The 16,633-nt window shown below is 42.4% G+C and carries 13 protein-coding genes and 1 pseudogene; 6 read left to right on the top strand and 8 right to left on the bottom strand.

The window, feature by feature from the left end; translation table 11 throughout:
• Positions 1-371 (bottom strand): annotated as a pseudogene (locus tag H538_RS26390) (hypothetical protein); the annotation flags it as partial.
• A gap of 271 nt (positions 372-642) precedes the next feature.
• On the opposite strand from H538_RS26390, the gene H538_RS0119120 reads away from it, so the two are divergent.
• Complete coding sequence (locus H538_RS0119120; RefSeq protein WP_026678937.1) at positions 643-2,145, top strand: class I adenylate-forming enzyme family protein; 1,503 nt, start codon at positions 643-645, stop codon at positions 2,143-2,145.
• Between the two features lie 610 nt (positions 2,146-2,755).
• Here the strand turns inward: H538_RS0119120 and H538_RS0119110 are convergent.
• From H538_RS0119110 to H538_RS0119095, 4 genes are all read right to left on the bottom strand, one after another.
• Positions 2,756-4,189, bottom strand: coding sequence for a YfcC family protein (locus tag H538_RS0119110; protein ID WP_026678935.1), 1,434 nt, complete (start codon positions 4,187-4,189; stop codon positions 2,756-2,758).
• A gap of 487 nt (positions 4,190-4,676) precedes the next feature.
• The gene (gene menC / locus H538_RS0119105) at positions 4,677-5,786 is read right to left on the bottom strand and encodes an o-succinylbenzoate synthase (RefSeq protein WP_026678934.1); all 1,110 of its coding nucleotides are present in this window, start codon (positions 5,784-5,786) and stop codon (positions 4,677-4,679) included.
• A gap of 38 nt (positions 5,787-5,824) precedes the next feature.
• Positions 5,825-6,673: a MurR/RpiR family transcriptional regulator gene (locus H538_RS0119100; protein WP_026678933.1), complete on the bottom strand. Its 849-nt coding sequence runs from the start codon at positions 6,671-6,673 to the stop codon at positions 5,825-5,827.
• Between the two features lie 161 nt (positions 6,674-6,834).
• Positions 6,835-8,016, bottom strand: a complete 1,182-nt coding sequence (locus tag H538_RS0119095; protein ID WP_026678932.1) for a NupC/NupG family nucleoside CNT transporter — start codon at positions 8,014-8,016, stop codon at positions 6,835-6,837.
• A gap of 1,043 nt (positions 8,017-9,059) precedes the next feature.
• Here H538_RS0119095 and H538_RS24515 point away from each other — a divergent pair.
• Together H538_RS24515 and H538_RS0119085 are read left to right on the top strand one after the other, a co-directional pair.
• Positions 9,060-10,472 (top strand): amino acid permease, encoded by a 1,413-nt coding sequence (locus tag H538_RS24515; RefSeq protein ID WP_051291577.1) that lies wholly within the window; start codon positions 9,060-9,062, stop codon positions 10,470-10,472.
• A 19-nt stretch (positions 10,473-10,491) separates the two neighbouring features.
• A complete protein-coding gene (locus tag H538_RS0119085) occupies positions 10,492-12,165 on the top strand; it encodes a M20/M25/M40 family metallo-hydrolase (RefSeq protein WP_035351660.1) in 1,674 nt (557 codons plus the stop codon).
• 237 nt (positions 12,166-12,402) lie between these two features.
• On the opposite strand, the gene H538_RS0119080 is transcribed toward H538_RS0119085, so the two are convergent.
• Genes H538_RS0119080 through H538_RS0119070 form a run of 3 tightly spaced genes read right to left on the bottom strand, consistent with a single transcriptional unit; the run spans position 12,403 to position 14,005 of the window.
• Positions 12,403-13,227, bottom strand: a complete 825-nt coding sequence (locus H538_RS0119080; protein ID WP_026678930.1) for an MBL fold metallo-hydrolase — start codon at positions 13,225-13,227, stop codon at positions 12,403-12,405.
• Positions 13,228-13,257: 30 nt separating this feature from the next.
• Positions 13,258-13,596: a DUF3147 family protein gene (locus H538_RS0119075; RefSeq protein ID WP_026678929.1), complete on the bottom strand. Its 339-nt coding sequence runs from the start codon at positions 13,594-13,596 to the stop codon at positions 13,258-13,260.
• Positions 13,580-14,005 carry a MarR family winged helix-turn-helix transcriptional regulator gene (locus tag H538_RS0119070; protein ID WP_026678928.1) on the bottom strand — a complete coding sequence of 142 codons (426 nt, stop codon included), beginning with the start codon at positions 14,003-14,005 and terminating at the stop codon, positions 13,580-13,582. The genes H538_RS0119075 and H538_RS0119070 overlap by 17 nt, the downstream gene beginning before the upstream one ends.
• A 165-nt stretch (positions 14,006-14,170) precedes the next feature.
• Here H538_RS0119070 and H538_RS0119065 point away from each other — a divergent pair, with 165 nt between their 5' ends.
• The 3 genes from H538_RS0119065 to H538_RS0119055 all read left to right on the top strand — a co-directional run bounded on the left by H538_RS0119065 (position 14,171) and on the right by H538_RS0119055 (position 16,452).
• On the top strand, positions 14,171-15,004 hold the full coding sequence (locus tag H538_RS0119065; protein ID WP_026678927.1) for an AraC family ligand binding domain-containing protein: 834 nt from the start codon (positions 14,171-14,173) through the stop codon (positions 15,002-15,004).
• A 58-nt stretch (positions 15,005-15,062) separates the two neighbouring features.
• Positions 15,063-15,695: a LysE family transporter gene (locus tag H538_RS0119060; RefSeq protein WP_026678926.1), complete on the top strand. Its 633-nt coding sequence runs from the start codon at positions 15,063-15,065 to the stop codon at positions 15,693-15,695.
• Positions 15,696-15,921: 226 nt separating this feature from the next.
• Entirely contained in the window at positions 15,922-16,452 is a 531-nt protein-coding gene (locus H538_RS0119055; protein ID WP_026678925.1) for a DinB family protein, read from the top strand.
• Positions 16,453-16,633: the final 181 nt, after the last annotated feature.

The following is a 16,633-nucleotide window of genomic DNA, read 5'->3' as shown; positions in this document are numbered from 1 at the left end:
TCTTTGCCGCCAATGGCATAGCCGCTCACATCGACCAGCCGGTAGCCTTTCTTGACCAGGTCATTGAACGTACGCTGATACTGCTCCGCCGTCATTCCATGCCGGGCTTGCCATACCGGACCCTTTTCTTTCACCCAGATCGCCGCATAGCGGTCTCTGCCGCTGCCATCTGTATGAACACTTATGTGAGTAAGCCGGTAACCTTTTTTGACCAGGTCATTAAACGTGCACTGGTACTGTTCCGCCGTCATACCATGCCGCGCTTGCCAGGCTGGATGGTCTGCCGCAAACGCCCGTGTAGACAAATCCGAATCAACTATGGCTAAAAAAGCCAGGAAAACGATTAAAGACAATGAAACAACTTTTTGCAACGCTTTTATACGCCTCAATCCCTTCCAAAATTTTTAAATACCACTTCATCCTATACATCCTTTAATTCCCCTACAAGGGCATATTCTCCTAATTTCTATTCTTGCGTGGTGTATTTTTTTATATCTTTTTACAGCAAACCTCTTTAATTGAATTCTTTTTATTATAGTAGCAAAATAATAAAGATAGAAAATTTATAGGGATAAAAGGATTTCTGCCATTTATTTTTGAACCATCAAATTAGCAATCGATGATTTAATGGAGTGATGAACAATGGGAACAATACAAGCTTTTTTGAAAGACCGTGCAGACAGCACCCCTCTACTGGAAGGATTGGTCGGAGGAAAAGAGCGATTGACGTTTAAAGAATACAATGAACGGGTCAACCAGCTGGCCCATTATTTATTGGAGAAAGGTGTTCAAAAAGGGGATCGGGTGGCCATCCTTTGCAAAAACAATTGGCCTTTCCCGGTAATTATGATGGCCGCCATCAAAATCGGCGCAATTGCTGCCCCATTAAACCGGCAAATGACGGCATATGAAATGGAAGGCGTCATTGAAACGTGCCAGCCTAAAGTTTTATTTTATGATGAAGAATATAAGGAATCCTTGTCTCTGGTTGAAGAAAAACAAATGATCCCTTCTATCATTTTGTCCGGGTCTGGAATGGACGTTGTCCCGTCACTTAGTAGTTTGCTGGAAAATCAGCCTGAAACCGAGCCTGATTGTACGGTCCAAAGCGAGGATCCAGCCCTTCTTTTATTTACTTCGGGAACGACCGGCAATTCTAAAGGTTGCGTTATCACGCACGGAAATCTTTACGCATGGTTTTCAGAAATCGGAAACTTGAGGAAAGTCGAACCTGGAATGCGCTTTCTCGGGGTTCATCCTTTTTACCATATGAGCTCCTGCTTGAACATTCTAAATAGCATTTATTACGGAATGACGATGGTTTGCCTCTCCAACACCGATCCTAAAGCCATCTGGGAGATGATTGAAAATGAGAAGATCAACATGATGATGGGCTTCCCTTCCACTTATACGTACATGCTAGAGGAATTGAAACAGAGCGAAAGAAACGTCGAGTCCTTTAAAATGGCCCAGTCTGGCGGGACTAAAGTGCCGGAAAGCTTAATCAAGGAATATGCGAAATATGGCATCGCATTGTCACAGGGCTATGGCAGTACAGAAGGATGGGCGGTCAGCGCATGGCGTCCAGACATGGGCTATGATAAAGCGAATTCGGTAGGCAAGCCCATCCAAAACGTCGACGTGAAAATAGTAGATCCGGATAGCCATGAAGAGCTTAAGACAGGGGAAGTCGGGGAAATTGTCGTAAAAAGCCCATACATGTTCAAAGGCTATTGGAGAGATCCGGAAGCCACGCGTGAAGTGTTCAAGGACGGATGGCTCTATATGGGGGATGCCGGGAAATTCGACGAAGACGGCTTTTTATATATTATGGACCGGTACAAAGATGTCATCGTCTATGGCGGAGACAATATCTATTCCGGCGAAGTGGAAAAAGTCATCCATGAGATCAGCGGCGTATTGGAGGTCGCGGTGGTCGGCATTCCTGATGAGTTCTGGGGCGAAATCCCCCGCGCGTACATCGTAAAAGAAAAGGGGAATCCTCTTTCTAAAGAAGAGATTATCAACTACTGCAAAGAAAAGCTTGCTGAGTACAAAATACCTGAAATTCAATTTGTCGATTCGCTTCCTAAAAACAGCCTTGGAAAAATCGTAAAACGAAAATTGAAGGAAATGGCCTTATAAAAAATGGAGACAACAAGCGCCTGGATATTCCAGGCGTTTTTTTCCGCTTCCTTGGAAAAAGTGGAGCCGCAAGTTCACTTTTCAATCCATTCATCGGGGTTATCGATTATTTCGAGGTAGTTATCAACCAATTTGAAAAAGGTATTTTTCAATTCAGGACACTTTTCATTCTTCCCCCCTCTCATTTGCTGTTTTTCAATCAATTTAAAGAGGATATCAATCATTTCGAGGCAGTTTTCAATCAAATTGAAAGAGATATCTTTCAACTCAGGATGCTTTCATAACGTTTTATTTTGACTCAAACACTTCGGTGAATGGAAAATAAATCACGGAAATCGGAAAATAAATCTGTTAAAAAGGAAAATAAAAATTGCAAATTGGAAAATAAATCTCTCAGTTTGGAAAATAAATGAGGAGCTCCCTGAAAGTAGCGCCTCATTTGTTCACCCGGTATAAATAAAACCCCAAAACGTTTTCCTTACAAGGACAAGATCAAAAAATGAGCAAAAAATAGTGCGATTTGATTCATTTTTTTAGCTTTAAAGTTACTTTTTCCGTAAAAAAGCAAAAAACACCGCTTAAGTTCGATTCAAGCGGTGCTAATCATTCATTAATGCGGTCCCCAATGAATTCCGACGCCGACGATAAGAAAAACGAGTCCGATGACAAACCAGATGAAAGCGAGCGGGGCCATGAAGCGAACCCATTTGACGTACGGGATACCGCTTGCCGCGAGCACGCCCATTAAAACGCCTGATGTCGGATTAATGCAGTTGACGACGCCTTCTCCGAGCATGACGGCTTCTACCGCCACTTGCCTTGTAATATGCATTAAGTCGGCCAATGGTGCGAGAATTGGAATGAAGATGACCGATTCTCCCGTTCCTGACGAAATGAGAAAATGGAGCGCCGCGCTGCTGATATACATGCCAATGGCGCCGAAGATAGGGCTTTGACCTTGAAGAAGATGTGCCAGAGCATTCACGATCGTATCAAGGAGTTTCCCTTGTTCAAGTATAACGGAAACGCAGCGGGCCATTCCGACGATCAATGCGCCATAAACGAGCTGCTGGCAGCCAGCTAAAAATGTGGAAGCGATATCATTCGCCCTGAGCCCGCCAATGATCCCTGCAGCAAGCGCAATGAAAATGAACATGCCTGTCATTTCCGCATCCGACCACTTTAGCCAAAATGCCCCCGCCAAAAAGCCAACGAGCGATAATGCGGTTACTGCTAAAATGAGCTTATGGCGGAAGGTCCAGGAAACACTTTCTTCAGATGCATCTTCATCCAGTAAAAGCGCTTTGCTCGGAAACCAGTCATTGCCGAGAACGCTACCTTTATCCGTCCTCTTTAAGCGTTTGATGTACCAGTAAATATACAAAATGGTGGCTAATAAGAAACAGACATAAATGGCAACCCGCAGGCCTATTCCTGAAAACATCGGGAGCTCCGCGATTTTTTGTGAAATCCCGAGCGGCGACGGCGAAAGAATCGTCGCATTAAAGCCGGCATAAGCGCCGAGATAAATGATGGCCGCACCTACAACCGCGTCCCACTTTAGCGAGCGGGCAACGATGAGCCCGATTGGAATAAACCCGATAACCGAGTTAACGATGATTCCTGTCGTTCCAAGAACAGAAAACAAGGCGGCAACGATACAAACGAAAAGAAGCTGACGATGGCGGAACTTGTTGATGACATGATAAATTAATCCATTGATGGCCCCTGTTTTTTCAAGGATAGCGATGGCACCGCCCGTAAAAAGAATCAAAAAGATGATCGGCGCGGCGGCCGCCATTCCTTGTTCAATCGCGGTAAAAAATGAAACAAATCCTACTGGGGACTGGGCAACCGAATGATAGCTTCCCGGGATTGTTGTCGTAATTAACCCTTTCGTCACTCTTTTAAATTCCCCGGCAGGTACAAAATATGTAGCAATGGCGCAAAGAAGAGCCACAAAAAAAAGCAAAACATACGCATCCGGCATTTTAAATTTTGATTTTTGCTCTAGCGGCTTTTTCGTTTCAGCTTGAAGACTCATGAGATCCTTCCTTCCAACGTAAATTTTCAACATACCGTTTTGCTGTAATTTTCTGAACTCTTGTCATGCAACAGTTGAATCACTAGTGCCCTTTCAGCTAAGAAAGTTCTTATTTTCAAGAATCCATTTTCGCTTGTAAAAAAAATAAAAGCAAAAAACAGGAACAAACTTCTCTAGTGTGGTAGTGTGGTGCTATTTTCATGGCATCTGGACAATAAACAGTTGATTTCCGACAATAAATCGATTCCATCGGACAATAAATGGCCTGTGTCGGACAATAAATTTAGTATTTTGTACACTTATTTGTCCAAAAGTAAGATGTTATTGTCTAAACCGAATGACTTATTGTCCAAAATAAGAGCACTTATTGTCCGAGAACGAAAACATTTTAAATCATGTAACGATTCGTGATCGTTTTTCCTCATTTCACAGAGCTAACGAGGTGTTCTTAAAATAACGAATGTTCGATTACTGAAATTCAAAGGCATTAGTTGTTATATGTTTTTTCTTTAATGGTAAACCCGCGGATCACATCAAGATTCGGCTCATATCCGATGCCGGGCTCATCCGGTACTGTAATGAAGCCATCATGCACCGTTACTTCCGGTTCGATAAGATCCTGGTCAAAATAGCGGGAAGAGGCGGCTGTATCCCCTGGCATCGTGAAATTCGCTAATGTTGTAAGCGCAATGTTATGGGCCCGTCCAATTCCAGACTCAAGCATTCCCCCGCACCATACCGGGATGTGATGTTCCTTGCAGAAATCATGAATTTTCTTTGCATTGGTTAACCCGCCAACCCGGCCGATTTTTATGTTGATAATTTTACAGCTTCCGAGCTCGACTGCTTTTCTGGCATCCTCCACGGAATGTATGCTCTCATCTAGACAAATCGGCGTCGCCAGTTCTTTTTGCACGCGCGCATGATCAACAATATCATCAGAAGCGAGCGGCTGTTCAATCATCATTAGATCAAATTGATCCAATTCCTTCAGAATCGGCAAGTCTTCCAATGTATAAGCAGAATTTGCATCGGCCATCAGCTGGATGGAAGGGAACTGTTTGCGCACTTCTCTTATGACATCAACATCCCAGCCTGGTTTAATCTTCACTTTCATCCGTTTATAGCCTTCTGTTACATACTCGTCAATAAGCTTTAAAAGATCATCTACCGTCTTCTGAATGCCGATGCTGATGCCGACTTCAATTTTTTTCTTTTCCCCGCCTATCGTAGCGGCAAGCGGCTTCGCTTCTTCCTTTGCATACAAATCCCAGGCCGCGCCTTCAATAGCCGATTTGGCCATGTGATTCCGCCTGATCGGCGAAAATCGGGCGGAAACGTCATCCGGATGCGAAATCTCTTTGTTTATAAGCTGCGGAATAAGAAAATCTTCAAGCATATGCCAGTTTGTTTGCAATGTTTCTTCATTGTATAACGGCGACATAAATGCAACCGATTCCCCCCATCCCGATTGGCCATGATCATTTTTCACTTCTACTAAAATAAATTCTTTATCCTTAAACGTGCCAAAACTTGTGGAGAACGGAGCCTTTAAGTTCATTTTCAAGTGGCGCAATGTAACTTCTTTTATTTTCATTTACATCCCTCTCCTTCTATTTTTATGTTTCATTTCGTTTACTCCACAAACAGGTGACTATCATTGATTGCTTCATATTGCCGTTTCCGCTTCTCAAATCGCTCGCGGTCTTTAATTAAAACATTTGCAGTAATCGCGTTGAGCAACGAAAATAAAGCGGGGCTCGCATCAAGCGTCGATTTTTCCTGTAATGAAACGGATAGTAAAACGTCAGAATAACGGCTGATCGGCGCAACCGCAGAATCGGTGATGCCGATGACAAAGGCCTTTTGCCCTTTTGCCAATTCCGCCATTTTAACCGTTTCTTTCACATAGCGATGAAACGAAATGCCGATAAATGTTGACGTTTCATCCATTTCAGAAAATACAGTTGCCAGGTCGTCGATCTCCGGACGGAATAAATGAACGTTATTCCTCATCACCCCTAATGCAAAAGAAAGCCAGTGGGCTGCAGCGTAAGAAGAACGCGCCCCGGCAATATAGACGCGATTGGCACGAATGATGTTTTCAACCGTTCGTTCAATATCTCCAGGGCGGATTGCTTCGATCGTTTGTTGAATATGATGGCAGTCCTGCTGCATACTATGAGCAAAAAAATCAGGTTCGCCGGCAAGGCCGAGCTTTTTCATTTCATACTCGCTTAAACTCGTTTTCGATGGAAAGAGCTGTTCCCGGACTAACTTCTGCAAATGGGAAAATCCTTCAAGCCCGATCGCATAGCAAAAGCGAATGACCGTCGCCTCGCTCACACCCGCCGCTTTCCCAATTTCATCAGCGGACTTTACAGCAAACATTTCTTTCTGTTCAAGCAAATAATGAGCCACTTTTTGCTGTCCTTTCGACAGCTCATAAAAACGGTCATTGACCATTTGTTCGATCATTTGCATCTTCGATCACCTATAAAAGAAGTTTATCCTGCATTAGTTTTACAATATGAAGTTAACACTTCATTTATTAGCAGAAATAGTATCATAATTCTGAAATTTATACAACAAAAAACATCCATTAAGGGAAATGAGATCCCTTTGATGGATGTTTTTATTTGTTCCTATACCATCACGCTGACGATCACTGCGGATAAAACGCTGACTAATGCTGCCCCGTAAAGCAATTTAAGCCCGAATTTCGAGACGACATTCCCCTGTTTCTCGTCGATTCCTTTCGTTGCGCCGGCGATATTGCCGATCGAAGAAAAGTTCGCAAAGGAAACGAGGAATACGGATAAGATAGCAACAGTGCGGGCAGATAAATGATGCTGAATTTTTGTCAAATCAATCATCGCGACAAATTCATTCGTAACAATTTTCGTTGCCATAATCGATCCTGCCTGAACCATTTCTGAAGCTGGAATCCCCATGACAAATGCAATTGGAGAAAAGACATAGCCTAATATTTGCTGGAATGAAATGCCGAAAATCGATGAGAACAGGGTATTGATGGCCGTAATTAAAGCAACGAAGCCAATGAGCATTGCGGCGACGATGACCGCAATTTTAAAGCCGACCATAATATATTCCCCGAGCATTTCAAAGAACGTCTGCTTTTCGTTTTCTTGCAATTCCAATAGATCTTCGTCTTTTTCCACCGTATATGGATTGATGATATGGACGATAATAAAACCGCTGAACAAGTTTAATACAATTGCGGTCACCACATATTTCGGCTCGATCATTTTCATATAGGAGCCGACAATCGACATCGAAACCGTCGACATCGATGATGCGCAAAGCGTATACAAACGCTTTTTCGGGAGCTTGCTTAATTGATTTTTAACCGTGATGAATACTTCACCTTGCCCGACAATGGCCGCGGCAACAGCATTGTATGACTCGAGCTTCCCAAGTCCATTTACTTTACTCAATAAGAAACCGATGCCTCTAATAATAAGCGGTAAAATCTTAAAGTGCTCCAGTATACCAATTAAGATCGAAATAAAAATGATAGGAAGCAGCACGCTTAAGAAGAAAGGAGCCTGTCCTTCATTTGCCAGCCCGCCAAACACAAAGTTGACCCCGGAGGCTGCGCATTCTAATAGTTTATTAAAGAATGTCGATAGGCTTTTCGCGATGATAAGCCCAAACTCTGTATTTAATAATACATAGGTTAAAATAAGTTCAATGACGATCATGATAAAGATCGGCTTATATTTAATTTTCTTTCTGTCGCTGCTGGCAATGAAAGCTAGCCCATAAACGACGAGCAGCCCTAAAATAAACGTTAAAAATTTCATGCCTTTTCTCCTTTACCGTATTTTTTGAAAATGCAAGTATTTGTTTAAAAAACTCAATCTATCAAATGCAGTCTGTAATCGGTTTCAAAACTAGCATTATCCTTCCTTCCTGACGCTTATCTATTTGCAGTTTCAAAGAAACTTTTGCACGCGTTTTCATTTTTATTTGTTGGATGTCTGACGACTTAACCGGTCAGATTTCAAGATCTGAGATTAAGCTCGCCAGATGTAAAGCAGCATTAGAAACTTGACCGTACGCCAGTTCTTAAGCATGCGCCGCAAGCATCTTACGGCACCAGAATGTGACGGCACCGGCGCTGCCGCAGTACGCAGCGCATTTTGGCGGTATACTTTCACTTTAGGAAGTTAAACGTAAAGTATACTAAGTAGTCCGTTTTGCTGCAAGCAAAAAAGGCTACTGAGTCACCTGGCAAAATGAGCATATATGCTTACTTTATCATTTTGGCCTCACCAAATGCTCTTTAGCGATTTATCCTAATTTTCTTATTTTAATGTTAGATGTCTGACTTCTTAAGGTTATATCGAATCCATATCTTTTGTCAATAAAAATCGAAAATTAACTTCTTTGGATCATACACAAAATTTTCCCAGGGAGATTTTTGCCTAAATAAGGAAGTTTCTATACATAGAAAAATAAAAAGTCATTGCCCGGCACCTCTCTTGTCAACGAATCTTCTAAACTGAAAGAAGGAGAGAATACTAGAAAATGAAGCTATTTTTACACAGAATTTTTGAATTGTTAGTATTGACAACAAAATCAAAATAATTTTAAATAAAAATAGATTTTATCTTATTGTGAAAACACTTTCCGTATTACGGAAACTAAAGCTGGGACATTCATCTTTCCTGGAAAGTAAATTGATGCGATTTTAAGTTCAATGAATGTAAGCGTTTTCCGCAGTTGGCTTTTACTAAAGCTACTGTGGAATTCCTATAATCACTATCATTTGAAAGGAGGAAACTGACACCTATTGGAAGTCTAGAAAATGCATCTTTAAAAGAAACGAAAGTGAGGTAACCTTATGATTCAATCAAACAACTCGAACACGGAGTTACAGCGAACCATGAAAGGCAGGCACCTTTTCATGATCGCTCTCGGCGGCGTTATTGGGACAGGATTATTCAACGGTTCAGGCTTGATCATAAACAAAGCCGGCCCCGGCGGTTCCATTCTCGCCTTTATGGCTGGCGGGTTACTGATGTATCTCGTTATGCTTTGTCTTGGAGAATTAGCTGTGGCAATGCCAGTTTCAGGGTCTTTCCAAACCTATGCTGCAAAATATATTGGCCCGTCGACCGGCTTTACAATTGGCTGGCTTTATTGGCTAAGCTGGGCAAATACGGCCGGCCTCGAATTTACAACAGCCGGAATAACGATGCAGCGCTGGTTCCCTGAGGTCCCCGTCTGGGTATGGTGTATTCTATTCGGCACGATCATCTTTACCGTTAATGCATTATCTGCACGAAGTTATGCAGAAACAGAATTCTGGTTTTCCAGTGTTAAAGTAACAGCTATTCTTGCCTTTATCGTCCTTGGCGGCGCAGCTGTATTTGGCATTATTCCATTAAAAGGACATGAAGCCGCCCCCTTTTTTTCAAATTTCACAAGCCATGGCGGGCTCTTTCCCAATGGTGTAACAGCCATATTATTAACGATGGTTACTGTCAACTACTCTTTTCAGGGGACGGAACTTGTCGGGATCGCTTCAGGAGAAAGCGAGGATCCCGGGAAAACGCTCCCCCGTTCGATTCGCAATATTATATGGCGGACCATCATTTTCTTCGTCTTAGCAATTACGATTATCAATGCCTTTATTCCATGGAACAAAGCCGGATTATCCGAAAGCCCGTTTGTTTCCGTGTTTGATCAAATCGGTATCCCGTATGCAGCAGATATTATGAATTTCGTTATTCTTACCGCTCTTCTTTCGGTTGCGAATTCAGGCACTTACGCTGCATCAAGAATGGCATGGTCTTTATCGATGGATGGCATGGCACCTTCCTTTTTGAAAAGGTTGTCCAAACGCGGCATCCCGCTCCGGGCTTTAGTCATGACAATTAGCGTTTCGGCATTCTCTCTTTTAACAAGCGTTTTCGCGGCTGAAACAGTATATGTGTGGCTGATTTCCATTTCAGGTGTCATTACAATCATCGTCTGGATGTCCATTTGCTTATCGCAGCTTCTCTTCCGCAAACAGTATGTAAAAGAAGGCGGAAAGCTAAAAGACTTAAAATTCAAGACGCCACTTTACCCAATAGTTCCAATCCTAGGGTTTGGATTATACGCCATTATCTTGGTCTCCTTGCTCTTTATTCCAGAGCAGCGGCTCGGAATTTACTGCAGTGTTCCGTTTATTGTTTTTTGCTATATGTATTACCATTTGGTTGTTCAAAAGAAAAAACAACAGGAAGTAAGAAAAATCGAAGTTTCCTAGAAGTGAGAGGTTGAACATCATGTATAACGAACTAAAAGAACTAACGTTGGCTGAACAAGTGGAAACGATTACAAAAAAACTGATTAGCATTCCAAGCGTGAATGGAACAAAAGGTGAAGTGAATGTGGCCGACTTCATTCAACAAACTCTTTTCACCTTTCCTTATTTTAAACAGCACCCTATGAACGTATGGGCTCAGCCAATACCAGGGGATCCGCTAGGCCGGAAAAATATTTTTGCCTTCATTCGCGGGAAATACGCTTCACCGAAAACAGTCATTTTTCATGCCCATATCGATACAGTCGGGATTGAAGATTATGGATCATTAAAAAAAGACGCGTTAAATCCCGATGCGTTAGAGGCGTTTTTTTCAAATTATTCGTTTGACCAACAAGTACAACATGACGCGCGTTCTGGCGATTGGCTGTTTGGCCGCGGCGCTGTCGACATGCAAAGCGGGATTGCCGTCCATCTTGCAAATGTTCTTTACATTAGCGAACATCTAGACGAGCTTCCAGGAAACATTCTTCTTATGTTAAACCCGGATGAAGAAAGCCAGCATGCCGGTGTGCAATCGGCCATTTCGGAGCTGAAACGCTTAAGCGTACAAGAAAATTTAGAGTTCGTTGCAGCGATTAATGATGATTTCATCACGCCATTATATGAAGGCGACGTCACTCGCTACATCTACACTGGAGCAGCAGGCAAGCTCCTTCCGTGTTTTTATATATACGGCCGGGAAGTTCATGTTGGCGACACGTTAACTGGGATTGATCCAAATGTCATTGCATCTGAATTAACGAGACGGATTCATAACAATCTTGATTTGGCTGAACGGATCAAAGGAGAACTGTGCATGCCGCCGACCTGTTTATTTCAGAGGGATACGAAAGAAAATTATAATGTCCAGACAGCGAAAAGCAGCTATTTGTACTTTAATTATTTTATTTATGAACGAATGGCGAAAGAAGTTATGGACATGTTGACTGCTATTGCGATTGAAGCTTGTTCTGAAGTGGAACATGCATCATATGAGCGATATCAAACCTTTCTAAAACAAACCGGATTCCCGCCAAAACCGCTTTTATGGAATATCGAAGTGACAACATTAGCCGATTTTATCGATGAGCTTGAGCGTAAAGGCATTGATACAGCATCTTGTACAAAAGCGGTGGTCCGTGAAAATAAAGGAACGGAGCTGCGGATGCTCTGTTTTAAAGTAGTCGAAGCATTGCAGCAGCTCGATCCTGATAAGAAACCGAGAGTCATTCTTTTCTTCGCGCCGCCTTATTTGCCGCACAATCATCTGAAAGAGGATAATATCCGCGACCGTGCGTTACTTCAAGTGATTGAAACAGTTGCAGCTGAAATGGAAGAAGAAACAAAGGAAACATTTGTAGTTAAAAAGTTCTTCCCTTATTTAGCCGACGGAAGCTTTTTGTCCTTGCATGAATCTGACGAAGAAATTCTCTCGTTGATTCGTAATATTCCTGAATGGGACTCAATTGGAAGGACGCCATTTAAAGATATTCGGGAATTGAACATCGCATCCATCAACATGGGCGTCTATGGTAAAGACGGCCACCAATGGACCGAACGCGTTTATAAGCCGTATACCTTTCATGTCCTTCCGAAACTTATCCGAAAAACGGCCATTCGCTTGTTGACCGAACAACTTGTTGTATCCAAATAGAAAACGGCACTACTTTCGATGGTTCTGCAACTTCGAAAGTAGTGCCTGTTTTCATCCTTCGTCCCGAACCTGGCAAATCATTTCGAAATCTATCAGCCACTTTTTATCGAATAACGGCCAGTTTTGAAATTTATCAGCCGCTTTTTGTCACTTATCAGCCACTTTCAATGATTTATCAGCCGATCCACTAAAAAATGACATTTATCTACTAAACATGCTCTCCCCATTTTAACCGGATTACGTTGTAAAAAGCGTTCCTTCAAGGGCTTTTATGTACCGGTCTGCTGATTTCTGGACGGCCTCGTCTGCCCGTTCTGCCACAACCCGGTGAAAAGCATTGTAGATGCGGTTGAACGATAAGTCTTTCACGTGATCCGCCATTTCCCTGACTTTCTCCGCCGGAAGAGGGATCAGGTTAGGATAGCTGTACATAAAGCTCACCCACCGACGGTCAGCAACGACTTGAATAATGTCGCCGGTTAGTAAAACCCCTTTATGTTGATTGCCGCTTTCCCAATGGAGGACAGCCCCTCCTTTAAAATGGCCGCCAAGGCGGTGCAAAGTAATGCCCCTGGCCAGTTCAAAGGACTCTCCCGACCAGAAAATGATGTTGTCACTCGGCCGCACTACCCATTCCCGATCATCCTCATGAATGTAAATCGGAGCGTTGAAGGTTTCTGCCCATTCCACCTGAGTCGAATAGTAATGCGGGTGAGATAGCGCAATCGCTTGAATTCCGCCTAAACGCCGGATTTCCTCTATCGTTTTCTCATCTAAATAAGTAATGCAGTCCCATAATACATTAAACCCTTCATTTTGGATAAGATAGGCGGTTTGGCCGATGGCAAATGAAGGCTTTGTCGTAATGCTGAATAACCCGTCTTCTTCTTGAAGAATTTCATTCACGTATAATCCGCTCTGTTGCATGGCTTCCAATGTCGTCCATTCTTGCCCGGATGGGTTCACATATTGACGCTCTTCGTTGCAAATAAGACATTCCGCAGGCTCTTTTTGGCTTTCAGGATATTGGACACCGCACGTCGTACAGATAAAATGTGACATACATCATCTCTCCCATTCTTTATTGACTTTTCAAAACAAATGCTTCATTACCATATCTTGAGTATATAAGAAGATCAGCCATCCTGCGATCCCTAAACTTAGTGAAATGAAAAGATTAAGCGAGTGATGGAGGGATATGCCAACAATCACCAGCATAACAACCGTTGCCGGGATGCCAGATACGACGGCTAACGCAAATTTGCTCAAGCTTTCCTTATGCTCTCCTTGCACGTAAAGCCAGATGATGCTCAATAGGCTGACGATTGGCAGAGCGGCAATGACTCCTCCTTTATCTGGAAATCTCCGCGCGACTTCTGTAATGATTCCGATGATAATTGCTGATACGATCACTTTAACGATAGTAAACATCATCCGCCCTCTCTTTCAGTAAAGCAAATGCGTCTAAAACTGCCTGCCGTTCCTCCTTTGTCATTTTTTCAAACAAAAGGTGCCGGAGTTTTTCTTCATCGAGGCTGGAATGGCGGTGCAATATATCATTTCCTTCGGCGGTCAGCTGAAGAATGACTTTCCGCTCATCCGCAGCACTTCGGGTTTTGACGATGTAGCCTTTTTCCAATAAACGCTTGACGTGTTCTGAAGCAGTGTTATGGGACACTTGAATGGCCCGGGCGATCTCTTTGATCCCGACTTCGCTCTCCTTTTGAATGACTTGCAAGATCCTTATCGCCTGGTGAGTAATCTTTTCGGAATGGTTATAGCGCAATCGATAATAAATATCCGTCCATAACTCGTTCAATTGGGCAATTTCCTTGCTCATGCTGACTCCCCTTTTATATCGTTATTTGAGAATATATCTTATGATACGATATAAATAAGCAAATAACAAGGCTGGGATCGCTGCATGCAAGAGCAATATCATACAAGAAAATTCTCATCATCAATGGTATCTTTATATTGGCTATTGGGATAGGAGGATTGCTAGATGTTAAATGAAATTCGAACGTGTCGCCTTGATCCTGATTTAAACATCGAAGCCTACCGATTTAAAGGGATCATGCAGAAGTTTCCAGCTCATTTTCATGACTATTATGTGATCGGCTTTATTGAAAAAGGGCAGCGCAAGTTGATTTGCAAGGGCGGCGAATACATGATCAATCCGGGTGATTTATTGCTATTCAACCCTTATGACCCTCACAGTTGCGAACAAATAGACGGAAAAACGCTCGATTATCGATGCATCAATGTGAGGCCGGAAGTCATGAAAAAGGCAATGATAGAAATTAACGGAAATGAAGACCTTCCCTACTTTAAGCAAAACGTTTTATTCAAAAGTGAACTTTCATCCACCTTAAGAGAACTTCATTTGAAAATTTCGCAGCATGAAAGCGAGTTTATAAAAGAAGAATTATTTTTGTCCCTATTGGAAAAGCTCATTCAGTCGCATACGGACCTTGCAATCCTTCCGCTCGTCTCTGAAACTTCCCGAGAAATTAAAAATGTATGCGATTATTTAGAGAGAAATTATGCAAAAGCGATTACGCTTAACGATTTAAGCGCTCTTACAGGATGGAGCAAGTATCACTTATTAAGGTCCTTTGCAAAGCAAAAAGGAATATCCCCCTACGGCTACCTGGAAACCATTCGGGTAAACCATGCAAAACAGCTTTTAGAACAAGGCATGAAGCCGATCGAAGTCGCTTTTTTGACAGGATTCAGCGATCAAAGCCATTTGACTAAATTTTTTAAAAGCCTTGTCGGGTTAACGCCAAAACAGTATATGAAAAGTTTTGAAAAAGTGGCACGTGAACACTATTGAAATACAAGGCTTGGCTCATCATCTTTTTTGATGAGCCACTTGAATAAAGGAGGATAAAATGGATAACCTGCTTGCTTATGTCATAATGGCCCTCATGATGTCGATGTTGCCTGGCACGGATACGATTCTTATTATGAAAAATACGTTTAATTACGGGACAAAAGCGGGACGTTGCACGATTCTAGGGATAGCAACTGGCCTGGCGTTCTGGACTGTCATTTCTGTTCTCGGCCTGTCAGTCGTCATCGCACATTCCTTATTTCTTTTTAACACAATCAAATATTTAGGGGCTGCTTACTTGTTTTACCTGGGCATAAAGGCATTTTTCTCTAAAGGCGCCATTTCACTGGAGTCTTTTCAAGCCAATGGCAGTCGCTCTATCACCAGGCCATCTGCCCATCATTATAAAGAATCCTATTTGCAAGGGGCGATCAGCAATATTTTCAATCCTAAGACGGTTTTGGTTTATGTCACGTTTATGCCTCAATTCATTAATCTTCATGGAAACACAACCCATCAACTGATTGGATTAGGATTCATCCTGACCTTCATCGCCGTGGGATGGTTTTTAATCCTTGTTTATTTAATAGGCCACGTAAAAAAATGGATGAGGCGAACTAAAGTTCAAAAAGTCTTTCAAAAATTCACCGGAGCATTATTAATCGGGTTTGGGGTAAAGATGGTCATATAAATCCCTTTCATTAGCCCTCGATTTTCAAATACTGAAAATCGAGGGATTTTTATCGTCAAAGGCTTCGAATAACGCTATTGTAAGAAAGCGGCTGGAAAGGATGATCAACTTATGTCGTACCAGGCTATGATCAAACGCAAAATGAATCTGTACAAAATGATGCGATAGTCAACATATCTATAAAGATAAGGTACTATGAAACTATAAAAACATGGAGGTGGCGATCATGCTTAAACGTCCGAAAAAGAATGAATACCATCCTTATTTTGAAAGGTACATAGAACTTGTCCCTGACGAAGAGTTACTTGATATTTTAAAGAGCCAACAAGAAGCAACGGCTAATTTACTACAGGATATCTCCAGGGAACAAGGTGAGTACCGATATGAAGCGAAAAAATGGAGTCTGAAAGAAGTACTCGGCCACATGGCGGATGTTGAACGCACGCTCAGTTATCACGTTCTTGCCATTGCCCGTGGAGATGCTGTTTCCTTTACCCCATTTGATAAAGATTTATATATGGCAAACGCCCATTTCAGCCAGCTTGATTTTCAGGAAGTGCTTTCAGATTTTTCAATTGTGCGGAATTGCACCTCTTCATTGCTCTCCTGCCTTCCCGATAATGCATGGATGCGCACGGGCACCGTTTTAAACCAACCCCTTACCGCGCGTGCGCTAGCATACATTATTGCCGGACATGAACTGCACCATCAAGCGATCATCAAGGAAAGATATTTGCAAAAATACAACTGTCATTGATCCTGAAGCTCAATGATCCGGGACAAACGAAAAGAAAACGACAAACAGGACTTTAAGATACAGATAGAAAAGCGCGGCAACGATCGTCAGCGCTATTCACATTTTCGTTAGCCTTATTCGACTCGCACCCTATGAGCCTATGGTCAGAAAAAAATCATAAAAATTCTCATACGGCAATCTC

The sequence above is a fragment of the Fictibacillus gelatini DSM 15865 genome, from assembly GCF_000430745.1.
In the GTDB taxonomy this organism is placed as follows: Bacteria; Bacillota; Bacilli; order Bacillales; family Fictibacillaceae; genus Fictibacillus_A; species Fictibacillus_A gelatini.
The sequence above is the reverse complement of the archived record's forward strand: the minus strand, read 5'-3'. Positions and strand labels throughout refer to the sequence as shown.